This window comes from Paraglaciecola sp. T6c (genome assembly GCF_000014225.1).
Classification (GTDB): domain Bacteria; phylum Pseudomonadota; class Gammaproteobacteria; order Enterobacterales; family Alteromonadaceae; genus Paraglaciecola; species Paraglaciecola atlantica_A.
Map to the genome: position 1 here is coordinate 3,261,181 of NC_008228.1, position 18,942 is coordinate 3,280,122.

The 18,942-nt window shown below is 45.6% G+C and carries 15 protein-coding genes; 3 read left to right on the forward strand and 12 right to left on the reverse strand.

Annotated features, from left to right (window positions below):
- Window positions 1-385 precede the first annotated feature (385 nt).
- A complete protein-coding gene (locus tag PATL_RS13715) occupies window positions 386-1,933 on the forward strand; it encodes a sensor domain-containing diguanylate cyclase (protein WP_011575451.1) in 1,548 nt (515 codons plus the stop codon).
- Between the two features lie 19 nt (window positions 1,934-1,952).
- Here PATL_RS13715 and PATL_RS13720 read toward each other — a convergent pair whose 3' ends face one another.
- The 12 genes from PATL_RS13720 to PATL_RS13775 all read right to left on the reverse strand — a co-directional run bounded on the left by PATL_RS13720 (window position 1,953) and on the right by PATL_RS13775 (window position 16,573).
- Window positions 1,953-2,966 carry a LacI family DNA-binding transcriptional regulator gene (locus tag PATL_RS13720; RefSeq protein ID WP_011575452.1) on the reverse strand — a complete coding sequence of 338 codons (1,014 nt, stop codon included), beginning with the start codon at window positions 2,964-2,966 and terminating at the stop codon, window positions 1,953-1,955.
- A 14-nt stretch (window positions 2,967-2,980) separates the two neighbouring features.
- The gene (locus PATL_RS13725) at window positions 2,981-4,408 is read right to left on the reverse strand and encodes an MFS transporter (protein WP_011575453.1); all 1,428 of its coding nucleotides are present in this window, start codon (window positions 4,406-4,408) and stop codon (window positions 2,981-2,983) included.
- Between the two features lie 15 nt (window positions 4,409-4,423).
- The gene (locus PATL_RS13730; protein WP_011575454.1) at window positions 4,424-5,431 is read right to left on the reverse strand and encodes a LacI family DNA-binding transcriptional regulator; all 1,008 of its coding nucleotides are present in this window, start codon (window positions 5,429-5,431) and stop codon (window positions 4,424-4,426) included.
- A gap of 6 nt (window positions 5,432-5,437) precedes the next feature.
- The gene (locus PATL_RS13735) at window positions 5,438-6,658 is read right to left on the reverse strand and encodes an aldose epimerase family protein (RefSeq protein ID WP_011575455.1); all 1,221 of its coding nucleotides are present in this window, start codon (window positions 6,656-6,658) and stop codon (window positions 5,438-5,440) included.
- A 225-nt stretch (window positions 6,659-6,883) separates the two neighbouring features.
- A complete protein-coding gene (locus PATL_RS13740) occupies window positions 6,884-8,452 on the reverse strand; it encodes a sodium/sugar symporter (protein WP_011575456.1) in 1,569 nt (522 codons plus the stop codon).
- Between the two features lie 305 nt (window positions 8,453-8,757).
- Window positions 8,758-9,522: a 3-keto-disaccharide hydrolase gene (locus tag PATL_RS13745; RefSeq protein ID WP_011575457.1), complete on the reverse strand. Its 765-nt coding sequence runs from the start codon at window positions 9,520-9,522 to the stop codon at window positions 8,758-8,760.
- A gap of 69 nt (window positions 9,523-9,591) precedes the next feature.
- Window positions 9,592-10,191, reverse strand: a complete 600-nt coding sequence (locus tag PATL_RS13750; protein WP_011575458.1) for a gluconate 2-dehydrogenase subunit 3 family protein — start codon at window positions 10,189-10,191, stop codon at window positions 9,592-9,594.
- A 2-nt stretch (window positions 10,192-10,193) separates the two neighbouring features.
- On the reverse strand, window positions 10,194-11,879 hold the full coding sequence (locus PATL_RS13755) for a GMC oxidoreductase (protein ID WP_011575459.1): 1,686 nt from the start codon (window positions 11,877-11,879) through the stop codon (window positions 10,194-10,196).
- A gap of 67 nt (window positions 11,880-11,946) precedes the next feature.
- Window positions 11,947-12,852 (reverse strand): hydroxypyruvate isomerase family protein, encoded by a 906-nt coding sequence (locus tag PATL_RS13760; RefSeq protein ID WP_011575460.1) that lies wholly within the window; start codon window positions 12,850-12,852, stop codon window positions 11,947-11,949.
- Entirely contained in the window at window positions 12,845-14,065 is a 1,221-nt protein-coding gene (locus PATL_RS13765) for a nucleoside permease (RefSeq protein WP_011575461.1), read from the reverse strand. The genes PATL_RS13760 and PATL_RS13765 overlap by 8 nt, the downstream gene beginning before the upstream one ends.
- A 122-nt stretch (window positions 14,066-14,187) precedes the next feature.
- Window positions 14,188-15,240, reverse strand: coding sequence for a sugar phosphate isomerase/epimerase family protein (locus tag PATL_RS13770; protein WP_011575462.1), 1,053 nt, complete (start codon window positions 15,238-15,240; stop codon window positions 14,188-14,190).
- 154 nt (window positions 15,241-15,394) lie between these two features.
- Window positions 15,395-16,573, reverse strand: a complete 1,179-nt coding sequence (locus PATL_RS13775) for a Gfo/Idh/MocA family protein (protein WP_041714467.1) — start codon at window positions 16,571-16,573, stop codon at window positions 15,395-15,397.
- Window positions 16,574-16,877: 304 nt separating this feature from the next.
- Between PATL_RS13775 and PATL_RS13780 the strand changes: the two genes are divergently transcribed.
- On the forward strand, window positions 16,878-17,885 hold the full coding sequence (locus PATL_RS13780) for a LacI family DNA-binding transcriptional regulator (RefSeq protein ID WP_011575464.1): 1,008 nt from the start codon (window positions 16,878-16,880) through the stop codon (window positions 17,883-17,885).
- Between the two features lie 48 nt (window positions 17,886-17,933).
- Complete coding sequence (locus tag PATL_RS13785; protein WP_011575465.1) at window positions 17,934-18,836, forward strand: sugar phosphate isomerase/epimerase family protein; 903 nt, start codon at window positions 17,934-17,936, stop codon at window positions 18,834-18,836.
- Window positions 18,837-18,942: the final 106 nt, after the last annotated feature.

An 18,942-nucleotide genomic window follows, 5' to 3' on the forward strand; every position in this document is an offset into this window, starting at 1 on the left:
TGAGCAAAGCGGATAATCGCGATGCCTGAGGCTCTACATCAAAGCGTGCATGCGAATATAAGTGCCCGAAGGCGTTTGCGGATCAGGCCTATATTGAAGAAATACGCTTTCTATTTCAGCGCTATGTTGTGGCTTTTTTCCAGCGCTTTGTGAATTCATTTGGTCTCAGTAGCTGCTGCGCATTAATACAGCCCCCTATAGATTGAATTTCACACGTAACAGATAAATAGCCTCTGGTTATCAGTATGTCTGACAACGGCCTAAGAGCAAACTTATTAGCTTATCTTATTGTTTTTTATAACACTAACGGTTAATTTCAGCTATGTTATCCATTGGTTTATTGCACTTTAAGAGAACGCCACCATGCATTATACGGTGACCTAATATGACGATTAAATTCCAAGATCGTACCTTAGAAGATAAAATTCTTCTGGCTATTACAGGCTCAGCTTCACTGGTACTCTCCCCTTTTCTCTTGTTGAGCCTTATGGCTGGAGACATCGCTAATAGTTTGGTAGATGTAGTGGCGGTAGGTGGCATATTTGCCATTTTTTTAGGGGTTTGGTTCACTAGCAGAATCAAACTGTTAAGCGGGATATTCGCCTTTGTTGCCCAAGTCACCATTCTAATAGGGATACACGTTAAGGGCGCAGGGTTAATTTATTGGGTTTTCCCGATCATTATTGCCAGCTTTTACCTCTTACCGACCCTGATCGCTAGCCTGTTTAACTTGGTTTTAATTACCATCGCGTGTTTTTTAACGTTTCAACAATTCGATAGCTTCACACTCCCCCGCATCATTGCATCCTTTGTGGTAACGAACATATTTTCGCTAATATTTTCAGTTTTTATGCAAAATAAAAATCGACAATTATCAAACAAAGACAAAATAAACCAAATTCACAATAACATTCTCGAGTTAATCGCCAGTTCAAGTAAGTTATCTAAAATACTACCGGCAATTATTAATGGCATCGAAAATGAAATCCCTAATGCGTTATGCAGCGTGCTACTCGTCGATCGAAAAGGCAGGCGGTTATTGGTTGGCGCAGCGCCAAGCCTACCGGACTATTACAATCTGGCTATTGACGGCCTATCAATTGGTCACGGTATTGGCGCATGGGCTGAAGCGGCGTTCTCCTCAAAGCGTGTGGTTGTAAAAGATATTGCTAGTCATCCGGGCTGGGTGGATTGGACCGAGTTGACCCAAAAAGCCCATTTGGCTTCTTGTTGGTCTGAACCCATTATTGGCAACAACGGAAAAGTTTTAGGTAGCTTCGTTATCTATTTTCAAAAACAATACTCGCCAAAAAATGACGAACTCAAACTGATAGAGCAATTTGTCAATCTTACTCGCATCGCCATTGAGCGAGAAAAAGCGGATAAATTAATTTGGCAACAAGCCAACTACGACAGCTTGACGTATCTGCCTAATCGAAACCTACTTTACGAACACCTCGCCAGCGCAATGACTCAAGCTAATCGAGAGAAAAAACAGCTTGCTGTTGCCATGTTAGATCTTGATAAATTCAAAGCGGTCAATGACACACTAGGTCACGCTGCTGGGGACATCGTACTGGTAGAGTGTTCGAAACGTATAAAAGGGTGTATTCGCAAAAGTGATATCGCAGCGAGACTCGGCGGAGATGAATTTATCATCGTCCTGCGAGATGCTATCTCCCCAGAGGATATTGCGGCCCTGGGGCGCAAATTATCAGATGCACTGGCCAAGCCGTATTTTATCCAAGATGAAAGCGTTTACTGTACCGCGAGTATTGGTATTGCGTTTTATCCAAATGATGCTGCTGACATGGATACACTGCTTAAAAACGCCGACCAAGCTATGTATAAAGCAAAAGCAAAGGGGCGCAACAGCGTCCATTACTTCGCTAACCAGTCAATCCCAAGTACTGAGGAAATTGACGCGCCTTAAAAACACGCATTAAACCTCATTAGAGCTGCTTTACGGAATGTCTTTCTACCAGCACTGGACGGTATTTGTGCTCATCTATGGCGTAATCATGCTCGCTATCACCATTTCCCTTGCTTAGTGAAAGTGCCAGCTCCGTCGCCTTCATGGCCATTTCTTCGATAGGATTGTGGATTGTCGTCAGCTTAGGCTTTATGCACTGTGCCAAGATCAAATTGTTAAAACCAACCACTGATACATCATCAGGCACTGTCATGCCATGAGCCTTCAACATTGAAACCGCCCCCACCGCAATGGCATCGTTGTAGGCTAAAATAGCGCTAAACTCTACCCCTCGTGCGAGTAAGTTTTGCACTGCGACTTCACCGCCTTCGTAGGTAGCCGCGCCTTGCGCTAACATTTCGATTTCGTAGGTGACTGGATATTTGGCTAACTGGGCTTTCATGCCCTCAATGCGAAGTCGGGTGTTATTTTGAATACCATCCACGCCAATAATCGCTATTTTTTTATGGCCTTTATCCACGATATGGTCTGCCATCAACGCGCCGCCTAACTTGTCATCTAGCCAGATGCAGCGATTTTCAATCTCTTTGATATGCCGATTGAGTAACACTAACCCTGGCACTTTACGGGCAAATTCGATTAGGGTCTTTTCGTCTATCATCGCACTGTGCACCACTAAGGCTTTATAGCGATGCTCCAGTAATACTTCAATGGCGTCGAGCTCGCTGGTGCGGTCAAACGCCCCTGAGTTGAGAAAAATCTGTAAATCTTTTTGTGCGGCGACTTTTTCAATACCATGAGCCATTTTGGCGAATAAAGGATCCGTTAAGTCAGCAAGTACAATTCCTATAGACGCGTTGTTTTGCATGTTAATTGCTTGCGCATTAGCATTTGGTTGGTACTGCATTTCGCGCATAATGCGCTTTATTTTTTCACGTGTTTTAGCACCGACTTTCGGCCCATCGTTAATAACCCTTGAAACACTCGCCGGTGATACACCTGCAGCCTTAGCAATATCTTTAATGGTTGGCATGACTTACGCTCATTTTAGACTCCATGTGTAGCATCTTTACTCAATGCCATTCGTTGTTCGGATAAGGGATAACACTTCACAATCATTAAGGATATAAAACACAGTACTAACGGGCCTCCCGCTAGACACACCCGCATCCAAAATATACTATCGGGGCGTTGATTTTCCCCCGCGTTAGCATCAAAACCCACTAAGTTGAGCAGCAGACCAGCACCGATCATCGTCATTACAACACCAATGTTAATCACTTTATTTTGCGCTGAAACAAAATACCCTACCTTATTCTGTCCTGATAGTTTTCGCTCATAGGCACATAAATCGGCCAACATACTGGGTATGATAACGGAAATGGCCACCCAAGAAGGCGCACCTAATAATGCATCTATGATCACAGCCCACTCATTGCCTGGCTGATAAATAAACCATTTTAACACCGCACCCAAGGCAGTTAACCAGTAGATAATACTCAAAGCCTTTAATCTGCCGAGCTTTATCGCAACGTATGAAAATAGCGGGATCATAACTAAGGTTACCAATGCAAACGTTGACGATAAAATACCCTTCCAGTAAGCACCTGCCTCAACGTCACCGCCCTTTACAAAATACACCAAAAGATAAAAATCAAAACTGGTAAAAATGCTGATTGCCCCAAATTTAATCAGCGTCAAACTCAACAATAAAAATAAGGCCCTTTTCGTTCTTTCGTCCGTTGGTGGTTTGGCGCTGCTTATGCTACCAGGAGCATTCCCAGGTGTTTCTTTTTTGCGCTCAAATGGATTCGTTCGCTCTGTATTGATCGACGGGGATGTCACTTTTTTTGGTGCACAACACCACGCGCTAACGATAGAAAAAAAGGCAATCAACACTACCCCGATAAACCAGCCCACATATTGGATCCCCAGATGTATGCTGCCCCATATGGACAATTGTGCCAAGGGAAACAACCAAAAATAAGCGAAGGTGCCAAACCGCTCAAACAAAGAGCCAAATGCCATGACCTTAACGCGCTCAGTTTCGTTGCGGCTTAGCTCAAATGCCAGTGACTTAACGTTGATAGTAAGAAACGTTAAGGCGATTGAGAACAAGAAGTTGAGCACTAACACATACCCTAATACGTCAGTATTGGACCAAGTATTTGGCACTAACCATATCGCTCCAAACAGCACACCTGAGGTCACGCCCGATATAAACAGTGTGACTCGGCGGTTGCCATGTTTATGCTGTAAACGTTCAGACACTCGACCAACATTTTGGCTGATAAAAGCGGCAAACATAATAGGAGCGGCAATCACTAGGCTTAACCAAAATGGGTCTAGCCCTAAGGTCATTTGAAAGTAAGGAACGGCCATTGCACTAAGGCTCTGGTTTGCAAAGAAGAGTGCTAAAAAACCAAAGCCAAGAGCGATAAGATGCTGACGAGAAATATCGGGTAACGTCAGCATGTGCTCGCCACTTCGCTAGCGTTTTGTGGCTGACTCACGCTTCACCAGAAATGGCTTATATTGGTAGTCTTTGGCGTTTTGGTTAAGCGTTTGTTCTTTAGCAATAAGGCTTAGGGCCAGTTCTGTGGCCTTACGTGCCATAATATCAATAGGGTACTTCACCGTAGTCAATTTAGGCATACAATACTTTGCCAACAAAACATCATCAAAGCCGATGATTGATACATCATCCGGTATTCGTTTTCCTAAATCCGTCAATGCCGAGATAACGCCAGTTGCCATTGCATCGTTGTAGCAAAGCACAGCACTGAAATTCACCCCGCGCTGAATGAAACTTGCGACTGCGGCACGGCCTCCGTCATAATCTGGAGAGCCGTGCGCAATATACTCCTCTGGTAAAGCTATCTGATGAGCATTCAGTGACTGGCGAATACCATTTAACCTGTGAGTTGCATCATAGACTCGCTCTTTGGTGGAAACCACCGCAATTCCAGTATGACCAAGGGACGCCATGTAATCGGCCATCACCTTTCCTCCCGCAATATTATCAAACCACACACAACGCTCACTGATCTCGGGAATAAATTTATTGATTAATACGAAGCCCGGAATGCGCTGAGCCAAATCGATTAGCACGTCATCAGCCAAGGCTTTACTGTTCACTACCATGGCCTCACAGCGCTGGGCTTGTAAACTTTTGATGGCGGTTAATTCTTTTTGCGCATCTAACGAGCCGGTACTGACCAATACCTTGAACTTGCGTTTTTTAGCGACGTCTTCGATGCTGCTAGCCATTTGCGCAAAGAAAGGGTCGGCGAGCTGCGAAATAACCACACCTATGGTATGTGTACTTTTATTCACTAATGCACGAGCGTGGGCATTGGGCCTAAAATCCAGCTCAGCGATGGCTTTTTCAATTCTGGCTTTGGTTTTTGGGCTGACGACAACGGTCGAACTCAAGACCCTAGATACCGTCGCTGGTGACACACCGGCCAATTTTGCTACATCTTTAATGGTTGCCATTGCTTTTTACTGTCTGCTCCCAAAGCGATAAACGGTTGATTCAGAGTATGTTTCACCGGGCCTTAATAAGGTAGAGGGAAATTCAGGTTGATTCACCGAGTCGGCAAAGTGCTGCGTTTCTAGTGCGACGCCACTGCGAAATGTCATTGGTTTTCCCTGCTTACCTATTGCACTACCGTTCATGAAGTTGCCTGTGTACACGTGTACACCTGGCTGAGTGGTTAGAATGTCTAGCATTCGCCCGCTGTCAGGCTCATATAGTTGAACTTGATGGAGCAACTTACCATCATATCGGTCGAACACCCAAGTATGATCAAAGCCACCATGGGTTTTATCTTGTCCGTTCGCCAATTTCAATTGTTCATGCACACTCGTAAGTCGTCCATGCAGGGTCGCTGCTTTTGTTAAATCGAACGGCGTCCTTTTCACGCTCATTAGCTTACCAGTGGGTAGTAAGCTCTTTTTGACTTGCACTAAAGTGCTAGCGTCAACCTGCAGTTGGTGCTGTTCAATGTTGCGCTTTTGGTTGCCGGTCAAATTAAAATAGATATGAGAGATGAGATTAATAGGAGTGGTTTTGTCACTGGTAGCATGAAAACTAACGGTAAACTCATTATTAGCATTTAAGCGATACAGCACAGTTACATTGGCATTGCCTGGATACCCTTCTTCACCGTCGAGGGATAAATAGCGCATCTCGACTCCACTGGGCACTTGGCGTGCCTGCCACAGCTTCTTATTGAACCCCAATTCTCCGCCATGAGCATGATTGCCTTTGTTACCACCATCACGCTTGACGCTTAATTGCACTGGTTTACCATCGATTTGAAAGTGCCCACCAGCAATACGATTGGCAAAACGGCCGACGGTTGCACCGTTATAACAACAGTCGTGCACATACTCATCTGCGCTGTCGTAACCCAACACCACATCTTCAAATGTACCGTTTTTATCCGCGACAATAATGGATGTTACATAGGCGCCCCAATTCGTTACGCTAACCCGCATGCCATGTTGATTAGATAAGGTGAAACGCTTTATGTCCTCACCTTTATATTGGCCCCAAATTTCCTCAGTCACGTCCACGTCAGACTCATCTTCTTGTGCCTTTGACAGCGCGGGTAGACAAATTAAACTGCACGAGCCAATAAATACAAATAGTCGAAGCAACCCCCCTAGTCGGTTAAATCGAAAATAAGCACAAGTAAATAATGTGAATGGTTTCATCAATAATACATATGATAGTTGAATAGACAGCCACAAACATACGATAGAAAGACGATAAACTCCAGTCAAAATGAAATCGGTTTACCCATGAAGATTACTTTACGTAAGATCATTGTTAATGGCGGCAGCATTCAAAAACGTTGACGCAAATTGTAAAGAAACGAGATAGAAGACATGAAATTCAGTGAAAAAATCAGGGCCGAACACCAGCCCTGATGAAAGACATTACCACCAGGTGACGTACAGACCTATGAGTATTAACACACAGCCTATGCCCGCGATATTAAAGCCAGTTGTAGTACCAAAGTTCACATCACTTAAATCTACGCTGCTATCATTTTTTGGTGCGGACTCACGTAATGATACGAAATAGGTTAAGGCTAAGCACATTAAAAATACGATGCCGATGCGATCCATAAATGGCAACTCAGGTAAGAAAAGGGCAAACAATACAGAGAAAAGTGCGGAGCCAATCGCTGCTGCTAGCGCACCTGAGGACGTAGTGCGCTTCCAGAACATGCCCATTAGGAAAATCACTGTGATCCCGGGGGAAAACAACCCGGTAAATTCCTGAATGTATTGAAACGCCTGCTCTGACTGCCCGATAAGGGGCTGGGCAACACAGACCGCTACCACCAAAGAGGTAACAGTTGCCAAGCGCCCAATATTCACATAGTGATTTTCATCTTTGTCATGACGCACAGGGCGGTAAATATCCATGGTAAAAATAGTTGAAATACTGTTGGTCATTGACGCTAAAGACGAAACAATAGCGGCTACAAGTGCGGCGAACACTAGTCCCTTTATACCCACTGGCATAAGCGACATCATTGATGGGTAAGCTTGATCGGGCTTTTCAATGTCTGGAAACAAGATAACCGCTGCGATACCAGGCAACACCACTATGATCGGCATAAGTAACTTTAAATACGCGGCAAACGCAATACCTTTTTGCGCTTCTTGAATGCTTTTTGCCGCCAGCGCTCGCTGAATAATATATTGGTTGAAGCCCCAATATCCAACGTTCATCACCCACAGACCGCCCACTAACACGGAGATACCGGGCAGATTCATGTATTCGCTATTATCAGGGCTTAAAATCATGTCGAAGTGGCCCGGGACTTTCTCGGTTAATATGTTAAAGCCTTTCAAGACCCCTTCCCCGCCCGATATTTGTTGCAGCGCTAAGTAACTTAAAAAGAAGCCCCCGAAAACCAGTAACACCACTTGAATGATATCAGTGTACGCCACTGCCTTTAGTCCACCGTAGGTGGAATACGCCACAGAAAAAACAGCTAAAAAGATCATGCCATACATCCAATCAATACCAGCGACGCTTTGTATTGCTAATCCCCCTAACCACAAAACCGAGGTCAAATTGACGAAGATAAATACCCCTAACCAAAAAAGCGCTAAAGTAGTTTTAACCCGACTGTCAAAGCGTTGCTCTAAATATTGCGGCATGGTGTAAATGCCATTTTTAAGGAATATGGGCAGTAAATACTTACCCACTAAAATCAATGTAATGGCCGCCATCCATTCATAAGAGGCAATGCCGAGGCCTAACGCAAAGCCAGAGCCTGACATGCCAATGATTTGTTCTGCTGAAATATTGGCCGCAATCAATGACGCACCAATTGCCCACCAGGGTAGCGATTTACTGGCCAAGAAATAATCTTGTGTGGTTCTGTCATGTGACTTCTCGTCTCGGGATATCCAAAGAGCAAGGGCAAGTAACCCAGCGGCGTATACAATAAACACCCCCAGATCAATTGGGTCGAGTGAATAGTTCATTTGTTATTTTCCTTGTCGCTATTTGTTGAAATCTACCACTGGCCATTTAAAAGAGGGCAAGTAACATTTAAGATATTTTCTTGGTTTGGCTATACATCACTTAAAGCGGAAAACTATACGCTACCGCCTCATTTAACGCCAACATCATGAAATCGGTTTACCTTTTTAATTAACGATAATAATGACTAGCGATGCGAAATAATCATTCAACATCAAATGACCTGTAGATAGGCCCTATGTCGTACAACCGATGTAAAAAAAGCCGCAAAAGCGGCTCTTTTTATTACGCTATTTCATACGTACATTTACAGTTCACGCACCCAAATATTACGAAAACTCACTAAATTACCATGATCTTGCAGCTGCAGAGGTGCACAGCCGTGGGCTTCGTAGCTCGGGGCGCCAATCCATTCTGTTTTACCTTGAATCTCGGTATGATTTTGCAATAGGACACCATTATGCATCACAGTGACGTATCCAGGCTGAGTCAACTCTTTACCCTTGAAACGCGGCGCGGTATAGATGATGTCATAGTACTGCCACTCACCAGCTGGGCGCATAGCGTTTGCTAACGGAATTGTTTGCTTGTAAACACTGCCTGCCTGTCCATTTGAATAGGTAGGGTTCTCATAGGAGTCTAACACTTGCACTTCATAGCGCTGCTGAAAGAACACACCACTGTTATTACGTTGCTGTCCTTTCATACCCTCAACTTGGGTAGGTGTGCGCCATTCCATATGTAATTGCACATCACAAAAGCTCTGTTTGGTTTTAATATCGCCAGCACCCGGTTTTACCGTCAACACATCGCCGCCGATACTCCAAGGTGCGTCGCCGCCTTTAAGCGCTTCCCATGCACTTAAGTCATCGCCATTGAAAAGAACCACCGCGTCAGACGGTGCTCTACCCACAGGGGTTGACACAATCTTAGGGACAGGCTCCCACACTTCGGTTTTTTGCGCTTGAGCTTCACGCTCTGCTTGGCTCTGCTCAGCGTTTACATGCTGGCTCAGCGATATGGCACCGGCCAGTATTAACGTTAGATTGCTTATTCGTTTGGTTAACTTCATTAATTTTGTCCCTTGGGGTAAATTTTTGTCACGGGTGACGGTGTCATTTAGCACTCAATTAATTGCCTGCTACGTAGCCCACGCGCGATCCCCTTTCTTATACGGCAATTCACCATCGTAGCGACCTGGAATAGCCACATAGCGCAATACTTTGGTAGCGCCTTCTTTTGAGGTGAAAAAGGTAAACAATGTCAGCTGCTTAATTAACGTAAAGCCGTGAGGCGTAGGTTTTTCTGAGTCTTTTACGCCTTTATTTGCCAATTTAGCGTTAGTGTTGAATACATCGGCTTCGTCATTCAATGAGGCTAACAGGCTAGCGCGCTGTTCAGTATTGAGCAGAAGAAAATCTTTACCATAAGTTGATTTAGCCAACGCCTTTATCGATGCAATGCCCTCTTTAAATGCAGCCTGCTGAGGAGCGGTATAACAATCAGTGACAATCACCGCCATCATATAGCCAACATTGACATCTTTAGCCCCAGGCGTATCCGTGCGAGGAATAATCACCTCTCCGACTTCATTAAAAAATGCGATATCATCTTTTGAGAACGCCGTTTCTTGAACGGTTTTCATCGGCAACGTGACATAGGCCATCGCGTTCGCACTAACAAACGCCGTGCCTGTGGCAGCGGCAATCATTTTAAGTAATTCGCGTCTGTTCATACTCATGATTACAGGTTTCCTTTCTTCAGCTCTTCAACAGCAAAATTTGCTGCACGGGCAGTTAATGCCATATAGGTCAACGAAGGGTTCACACAAGACGCGGACGTCATGCACGCACCGTCAGTTACAAATACGTTTAAGGCGTCCCACACCTGGTTATTACCATTTAACACCGAGGTTTTAGGGTCGCGCCCCATTCGCGCCGTGCCCATCTCGTGAATACCTTGTCCCGGGAAGTAATCAGCATCATAACCTTGAACATTTTTCATGCCTGCAGCTTCGAACATATCGATAGCATCTTGCATCATGTCTTTGCGCATGCGTTTCTCGTTGTCTTTTATCTCAACGTCCATGGCTAAGACAGGCAAGCCCCATTTATCTCTCTTGGTCTTATCTAAGAAAATACGATTGCTATGATCTGGCAACATTTCACCAAACGCCGTCATGCCAATTTGCCATGAGCCTGGCTCGCTTATCGCATTCTTTAGGTCAGCTCCGATACCCATTTCGGCGACATCGCGTCCCCAGCCTTGACGACTGGCAGAGCCTTGATAACCAAAACCACGCACGTAATCGCGCTTGTCATCACCCCAGTTACGAAAACGTGGCACATAGAAACCACTTGGACGACGGCCATAGTGATACTTATCTTCATAGCCTTCCACCATAGCGTGGGCACCAATTCGAAAGTGATGATCCATTACATTATGACCAAGCTCTCCACTGCTGCTGCCCAAACCACCTTGCCATATATCGGTCGCTGAGTTCATCAATAACCATGTGGAGTTAAACGACGACGCATTGACGAACAATATCTTGCTGGTGAATTCGTAAGTCTCGTTCGTTTCGGCATCTATCACCGCCACACCTTTAGCACGCTTCTTATCTTTATCGTATAAAATTTCAGTCACGATAGAATAAGGTCGCACCGTCAAGTTACCGGTTTTAACCGCTGCTGGCAGCGTCGATGATTGCGTACTGAAATACCCACCAAAAGGACACCCCAACCAGCATTTATTGCGGTATTGGCAGTTTGTGCGCCCTTCTTTTGGCTTAGGCTCAGTCATGTTCGAGGTTCGGCCCGGAATTAAATGACGTTGGCCTTTGAAGGTTTTCTGAATTCTAGCCGCCACATCTTTTTCTACGCAGTTAAGCGGCATGGGCATTTGATATTCACCATCAGGCAATACGTCTAATCCATCTTTACTGCCACTGATCCCGGCGAAGCGTTCTACGTAATCGTACCAAGGGGATACATCTTCATAGCGAATTGGCCAATCCACCGCGATCCCTTCTTTAGCATTAGCTAGAAAGTCTTCTTTGTTTAATCGATAGCTTTGACGACCCCAAGTGAGTGAACGTCCACCCATGTGGTAACCACGAAACCAATCAAAACGCTTTTCTTCCACATACGGGCTGTCTTTCTCGTTCGCCCACATGCCAAGTGTTGGTTCATTAAGAGGATAGTCGCGTTTTAGCACTGGATAATTTTCGATCATTTCCTGTGTGCGTTCACCGCGATGGGGGTAATCCCACGCTTCTTTATGGGCGTTGGTGTAATCTTTTACGTGCTCAATGTTTCTGCCTCTTTCCAGCATTAACACTTTAAGCCCTTTTTCGGTTAACTCTTTTGCTGCCCAACCACCGCTGATACCTGAGCCAACAACGATTGCGTCATAATGATTATTTGCCATTTTTGGTCCCTAACTTCTTGTTGTGTGATGTGTACTAAAAAGCGCTAAAAAACACTTAGATAAAAAGTTACACATCACAGATATGAATTGCTTCGCGTAACGATTCGATTTTGCCTGCTTTAGTCTCAGCAGCAGGTATAAACTCCTGAGCAAGATAACCGGTAAAGCCCACATCTTTAATTGCACGAGCAATCGCTGGATAGTAAAGCTCTTGGTTATCTCCAATTTCATGACGACCCGGCACACCTGCAGTGTGGTAGTGGCCAAAATATTGATGATTATCTTGAATGGTGCGAATGATATCGCCTTCATTCACTTGCATATGGTAGATGTCGTAAAGCAGCTTAAAATTTTCTGAGCCAAGGGCTTTACATAGATCCACGCCCCATTTCGAGCTGTCAGCCATATAATCTGGGTGATCAACCTTGCTGTTAAACAACTCCATTTGTATTACCACACCTTTTTGCTCAGCATAAGGCAAAATACGTTTAAGACCTGCCACTGCATTTTTAAGGCCCTGCTCTTTACTCATACCTCTGGCATTGCCGCTGAAACAAATGAGGTTTTTGTACCCCGCCTGTGCCACTAAATCGATATGTTTTAGATAACGCTTTTCAAGCTCATCATGAAATTCAGGGTGAATAAAGCCATCGACTAAGTTCAGCTCAGCTCCATTACACATTGATGAGTCGATACCGTAGCGCTTGAGTATTGGCCAGCCTTCTGGGCCAATGAGATCGATGGCTGAAAAGCCCAACGATTTAACCACTTGGCAAAGCTCTTCAATAGATAATTCTCCGTATGTCCAGCGCGCAACCGAGTGATTAATATTGCCTTTAAATTTCGAAGTAGTTTGTTGACTTCCACTTTGTGACGCCTGGCTTGATGCACAGCCACTGACCATTGTACTTGCTGCCAACGCGGCACTACTAAGTGCCATACCTTTAAGCATATTGCGACGTGAGTTACTCATTACCTGACACCTTTTCGTCCTTAAACGTGAACATGAAAATAACAAACACACCTAAGGCGAACGCCGCAGGGAACAACCAGATATCAAGCCAAGAGTGGCCGGCTGCGGTGGTGTATTTATCGGTTATTTGCCCGGCGACCCAAAAGCCAATCAGCATACCCACACCGTATGTGGCTAAGGTAATCAGGCCCTGAGCGGCGCTTTTCACTTTTTCTCCTGCTTTTGAATCAGTGTAGATTTGTCCTGAAACAAAAAAGAAGTCGTAACAGATACCGTGCAATGCGATACCCACGAGCAGTAATGCAACTCCGCCAGCTGCATCGCCGTAAGCAAATAATGCATAACGCACTACCCAAGCGAGCATGCCGATGAGCAAAGTGATTTTGATGCCGAAGCGGTTTAAGAATACTGGCAGGGCTAGCATGAATAACACTTCAGACACTTGGCCTAAGGTCATCTTGCCCGTTGCGTTGTCCACGCCGATTTCAGTTAAGAACGGGTTGGCATTTTGGTAATAAAACGCTAAAGGAATACAAATTAACACTGAAGATAAAAAGAACACTAAGAAGTTTCTGTCTTTTAGCAGTGCCAGTGCATCAAGGCCCAGCACCTCTTTTAGCCCAACCTGCTCCCCGGCGCTTTTTGGCGGTGTTTTTGGCAAAGTAAAGCTAAACAAACCGAGTATCAAAGATGCGCCTGCACACAATAAGAACGTATTGCGTAACATGCCCTCTTCGATAGCCTGTTTCGAATCCCATGAGAATGCATAGCTGATGGCTAAGCCGGCGACAATCCAGCCCACTGTGCCCCACACGCGAATTTTACCAAATTGCTTCGATGGGTTATCCATTTGTGCGAATGACACAGAGTTAACCAGCGCTAAGGTCGGCATGTAGGCGATCATGTAACCCAAAACAAGTGGGTAGAACGCATCAAAGTCAGGCGCCTGATACAAGCAATACATCAACACTGCGCCAATGAGATGCAATACACCTAAAATACGCTCTGCGTTAAAGTACCTATCTGCAATAAGGCCAATCACAAATGGCGCGATAATCGCCCCCCACGATTGAGTAGAAAAGGCCATGCCTATTTCACCGCCAGTGGCTTGCAACGTATTAGCCAAGAATGTGCCTAAGGTAACAAACCAGCCCCCCCAGATAAAAAACTGCAGAAACATCATCACGCTTAATCGCGTTGTTATCGTATTCATTTTCTAACCCTTGATTATGGCACTGGCAAGCATGCGTCCGCACCGTCTCATCATTTTTATTGCTTCACTTAAAGGCCCTAAGCTAATTAAGGCACTGAGCCAATTTGTGCAGCGTTTAAGCTTTACAGCCCCAATATTCTGCGATTGCGCTGCTCGTCACTCACTGCACCAGCAAAATCATCAAACGCGCGCCCTGCGGGGGTAATAATATGGCTTGCGATAAACGGCGCACCTTCAGCGGCCCCTTGGTTTGAGTCTTTTAAACAGCATTCCCATTCCAAAATGGCCCAGCCATCAAACCCATACTGGGTTAGTTTGCTAAATATTCCTTTAAAGTCGACTTGGCCGTCGCCCAATGAACGAAAACGGCCTGGGCGTTCCTTCCAGTCTTGATAACCTCCGTAAACACCAGAACGCCCATTAGGATTAAATTCGGCATCCTTTACATGGAACATCTTAATGCGCTCATGATACAAATCGATGAATTGTAGGTAATCAAGCTGTTGTAAAACAAAGTGGCTCGGGTCAAACAAAATATTCGCTCTGGGGTGGCCATTAACGGCATCCAAAAACAATTCGAATGACGCCCCATCGTGTAAATCCTCACCGGGGTGAATTTCATAACAGACGTCCACGCCCGCCTCATCAAACGCATCTAAAATAGGTAACCAACGTTTTGCCAGCTCAGCAAAACCTTGCTCAACTAAGCCCGCAGGGCGCTGTGGCCAGGGATATGCTAAATGCCATAAAAACGCACCTGAAAACGTGGCATGCGCTGTTAAGCCAAGGCGTTGGCTTGCCTTTGCGGCCCATTTCATTTGTTGTATTGCCCACTCGGTGCGCTCGGCGGGTTTGCCCCGCAGCGCTTCAGGGGCGAAGTTATCGAAAAGTTCATCATATGCTGGGTGCACAGCCACTAGCTGGCCTTGTAAATGCGTAGAAAGTTCTGTGATCTGCACGCCCGCTTTGTTACAAATCGCCATCACCTCATCACAGTACTCTTGGCTATTCGCTGCGCGCTCCAAATCGAATATTGCTGTATCGCCAGTGGGAACTTGAATTCCTTTATATCCCAACGAGGCTGCCCATGTAGCAATCGAATCCAAACTGTTGAAAGGCGCTTCATCACTCATAAACTGGGCTAAAAATACTCCGGGGCCTTTAATAGCAGGCATAATCTTCTCCTTAACTGGTGCGCTTGGGTAAACCGCCGAGCGGCTTACGTGTTAATCACTTGTTCGTGACGTAACAGACTCATTTGTTTGCTTTTTGTGCATTCTTTTTCGCGCGAGCTTTTCCCGTGATCTTTTTCGCGCGATCTTTAACGGTTTATTCAGCGCTTGGCACAGCATGCCATTTGGTTTCACTGTCACTACTGGCTAACATGGCATCGATAAACGCCATTCCTCTTATCCCTGAATCAATCCCAGGTACACCAGCGGCTTTTCCAAGCTCATTGGCATTCTTTGATGCTGTACCTGCATCTGCTGCTTTCACTGCTTTGCCAAAATAGCGGTACAAGTTAGCCATTGCCTCTAAGTAGCCCTCAGGGTGACCCGCTGGTGTGCGGCAACGCTCTGATGCTTCTTGGCACAAGCCGGGTTGCCCCATGCCTGCTCGTAACACCTGAAACGGCTGGCCTAGTGGGCGATAAATAACCGAGTTGGGCTCCATTTGTTGCCACTCGAGCCCACCTTTATCACCGTAGACCCGAATTTTTAGCGCGTTCTCTTCACCAGCACACACTTGACTTGCGATCAACACACCGCTTGCTCCACCATCTGTACGAATAAGTGCAGCGCCGTCATCATCTAGCCTACGCCCATCTACATGGGTATTTAAATCGGCGCAAAGCGACGTCACTTGTTGCTGCAACACAAACTCCACCAGCCCGAAAGCATGGGTACCGATATCGCCCATACAGCCGCTGCCACCAGATTGCGCAGGATCCGTACGCCACGAGGCTTGTTTGTTGTGGCTTTCTTCATCGGCTGACAACCAACCTTGAGGATACTCAACGTAGACTTTTCGAATGTTACCCAGTGCGCCACTGCCCACCATATGCTGTGCTTGCCACACCATGGGATAGCCCAAGTACGTGTGTGCAAGGCCATACAACACCGAGCTTTTCTTCAATGCCGTTTTTAAATTACTTGCTTCTTCGAGCGAAATAGCAGCGGGCTTCTCACAAAATACATGAAACCCAGCTTCAATCGCCGCGATTGAAATTGGCACATGTAAATGATTAGGGGTCACTATGATGAGCACTTGCATGCGTTCATTTTCTGGTAATGCTTGCTCGGCTTTTAATAGCGCCTCCCAGCTGGAATAAACGCGGTTATCATCTAACCCCAGTGCGTCTGCAGTGCGCTGGTTATTGCCTTCGTCACGGCTAAATGCACCGCACACCAATTCTATTTGACCATCAAGGGCCAAGGCATGGCGATGAACCGCGCCAATGAATGCGCCTTCACCACCGCCCACCATACCCATTCGAACTTTGTTCATTTTTGCCACGTAATCGTTCCTATGCTATTGAGGCGCACGGCCAATTGTTACACAAATGTATAATATCGTTAAAATGTAACGGGTTTCATTTGGTCATGTCAACTGTAATTAGCCATTAGTATGATAATTTATCGCTTTAAGTAAATTTTTCGTTGCAAAAACGTACTCAAAATCGCTCCTATTGAATAATATAGCTAGATTTTTAATTTTCCTGCGGTATTATTTTTACATTAAATGCTAACGGTTACATTTTGACTTTATGTATGAAATAACGTCACTGTGAAAAATACAACGACAGGTTTCTATGAGTAATATTAGGCAAGTGGCTAATTTAGCAGGTGTGTCGGTGGCAACAGTCTCTAGGGCATTGCAGCAGCCGGAGCGCGTGTCACCAAAAACGCGTAATAAAGTTATGCTTGCCGTAAACGAAGTGGGTTACAAACCGAATCTGATGGCGGTCAAGTTCCGCTCAGGTAAAACACATAGTTTGGTAGCACTGGTACCTACGGTAGCAAACGTCTTTTTTGCTCGCGTGATAAGTGGAATGCAGATAGCGGCCGCCCAGCGTGGTTATACCATTTTACTTGCTAACACACTGGGCGATGAAACCATAGAGGCAAACTACGCAAAAATGGTGCAAACCTCTCAGGCTGATGGGCTCATTCAATTAAGAGCGCATAATCCCTTTGATGCATCGATCAACAAGCCCAACGAATTACTGCCCATGGTCAACGCGTGCGAGGTCATGCACGACATTAACTGCCCTGTTGTTACGTTAGATAACCGCGCAGCGGCTAAAGCCATGACGATGCATTTAATTGAGCAAGGTCATAAACGTATCGCACTCATCAAAGGCCCTCAATCAAGCCCACTGACGCGCGAGCGCTTGGCAGGTTATGGCGATGCGCTAACCGAGGCAGGTTTGAAATTTGATGATTCCCTGCTCTATCCAGGTGACTTTACCTTGCAATCCGGACATGACGCAGCCACTAAAATCATTGCCAGTGAGCACCGCCCAAGTGCGGTATTTTGTGAAAATGACGAAACCGCCATTGGGGCAATGCAGTGTTTTAAACAAGCGGGACTGCGAATTCCCCAAGATATTTCCATTGCGGGGTTTGATGATATTTCATTTTCTGCATTTTGCGATCCCCCGCTGACCACTATCGCTCAGCCAGCAGAAGAGTTTGGCCAAAGTGCGGTGTCATTATTGATTGATTTACTCGAAGGCAAGATCACCAAAGCGCCAAAAGTCATCATGCCATTTGAATTAATTGTGCGCGCTAGTACGGGCCCAGCGCCGACGCTTTAGTCGACTCGCTGAGACGCATAACACACGCACCCACTCGGAGAAAAAACCATGAAAGATTTCGCCCACAGCTCAGTCTGTGAACAAACATCTCGCTTTGATTTAGCCCATCAAGACAGTCGCAGACGTTTCGTTAAACTCAGTGCAGCGGCTCTGGGCCTAGCAGCCATGCCTGGTTCTATTGCATTTGCCGCCAATATGCTAACGACCCCAGCGGCAGTTGGGCTACAACTGTACACCCTGCGAGATATGATGGCAGTTAGCGTGCCCGCCACACTAAAGTTAGTCGCTGCTGTAGGTTACAAAGAACTAGAGTTTGCTGGTTATTTCAATCACAAACCCAGTGAAATCAAGACAATCCTAAACAATGAAGGTTTAAGCGCTCCTTCTGCTCATATTGGGCTCACTGCATTTGATGGTGGCATCGATAAAGTGATTGATCATGCCCTAGAAGTGGGTCATCAATACATTGTAATTCCGTATTTGACCGAAGAACAAAGAGGCACGGGCATAGACGTGTACAAAAAGCTCGCTGAGCGTTGCAACGTGATCGGCGAGGCATGCAACAAAACGGGCTTACAACTGGCTTATCATAATCACGCTTTCGAGTTTGAAATGCGTGACGGTCAGTTACCGTACGATGTACTGCTTAACGAAACGGATAAAAATTTAATGGCTATGGAAATGGATTTATTTTGGATGTTTAAAGCCAAACAAGATCCCCTCGCTTACTTTAAGCAACACCCAGGGCGCTTTAAACTATGGCATGTAAAAGATATGGATGAAGCAGGAAACTTTGCCGATGTGGGCACAGGAACAATAGACTTTGCGCCTATCTTCGCCCAATCTGCGCTTTCTGGTGTTCAACACAGATTTGTTGAACGCGATAAAACAGACGACAAATTGAAAACTATCCAGCAAGGGTACAAAGCCATGTCTACGCTATTGGCCTAGACGACAAGCATTGGTCTACACTATAAAGGTTAAGTTTTTACTGATAAATATTTTACCTTTAGTTGTGAACCTCCTCAGTTTAATTAAAAAGTCGCACAGCCCGCAC

What these genes read in the sequence shown, in the direction of transcription:
- PATL_RS13730 (WP_011575454.1), bottom strand. Translation starts at nt 5,431, where the DNA reads ATGGCAACCATTAAAGATGTAGCAAAATTGGCCGGTGTGTCACCAGCG.
- PATL_RS13760 (WP_011575460.1), bottom strand. Translation starts at nt 12,852, where the DNA reads ATGAGTAACTCACGTCGCAATATGCTTAAAGGTATGGCACTTAGTAGT.
- PATL_RS13735 (WP_011575455.1), bottom strand. Translation starts at nt 6,658, where the DNA reads ATGAAACCATTCACATTATTTACTTGTGCTTATTTTCGATTTAACCGA.
- PATL_RS13755 (WP_011575459.1), bottom strand. Translation starts at nt 11,879, where the DNA reads ATGGCAAATAATCATTATGACGCAATCGTTGTTGGCTCAGGTATCAGC.
- PATL_RS13765 (WP_011575461.1), bottom strand. Translation starts at nt 14,065, where the DNA reads ATGAATACGATAACAACGCGATTAAGCGTGATGATGTTTCTGCAGTTT.
- PATL_RS13745 (WP_011575457.1), bottom strand. Translation starts at nt 9,522, where the DNA reads ATGAAGTTAACCAAACGAATAAGCAATCTAACGTTAATACTGGCCGGT.
- PATL_RS13725 (WP_011575453.1), bottom strand. Translation starts at nt 4,408, where the DNA reads ATGCTGACGTTACCCGATATTTCTCGTCAGCATCTTATCGCTCTTGGC.
- PATL_RS13740 (WP_011575456.1), bottom strand. Translation starts at nt 8,452, where the DNA reads ATGAACTATTCACTCGACCCAATTGATCTGGGGGTGTTTATTGTATAC.
- PATL_RS13775 (WP_041714467.1), bottom strand. Translation starts at nt 16,573, where the DNA reads ATGAACAAAGTTCGAATGGGTATGGTGGGCGGTGGTGAAGGCGCATTC.
- PATL_RS13780 (WP_011575464.1), top strand. Translation starts at nt 16,878, where the DNA reads ATGAGTAATATTAGGCAAGTGGCTAATTTAGCAGGTGTGTCGGTGGCA.
- PATL_RS13750 (WP_011575458.1), bottom strand. Translation starts at nt 10,191, where the DNA reads ATGAGTATGAACAGACGCGAATTACTTAAAATGATTGCCGCTGCCACA.
- PATL_RS13785 (WP_011575465.1), top strand. Translation starts at nt 17,934, where the DNA reads ATGAAAGATTTCGCCCACAGCTCAGTCTGTGAACAAACATCTCGCTTT.
- PATL_RS13715 (WP_011575451.1), top strand. Translation starts at nt 386, where the DNA reads ATGACGATTAAATTCCAAGATCGTACCTTAGAAGATAAAATTCTTCTG.
- PATL_RS13720 (WP_011575452.1), bottom strand. Translation starts at nt 2,966, where the DNA reads ATGCCAACCATTAAAGATATTGCTAAGGCTGCAGGTGTATCACCGGCG.
- PATL_RS13770 (WP_011575462.1), bottom strand. Translation starts at nt 15,240, where the DNA reads ATGCCTGCTATTAAAGGCCCCGGAGTATTTTTAGCCCAGTTTATGAGT.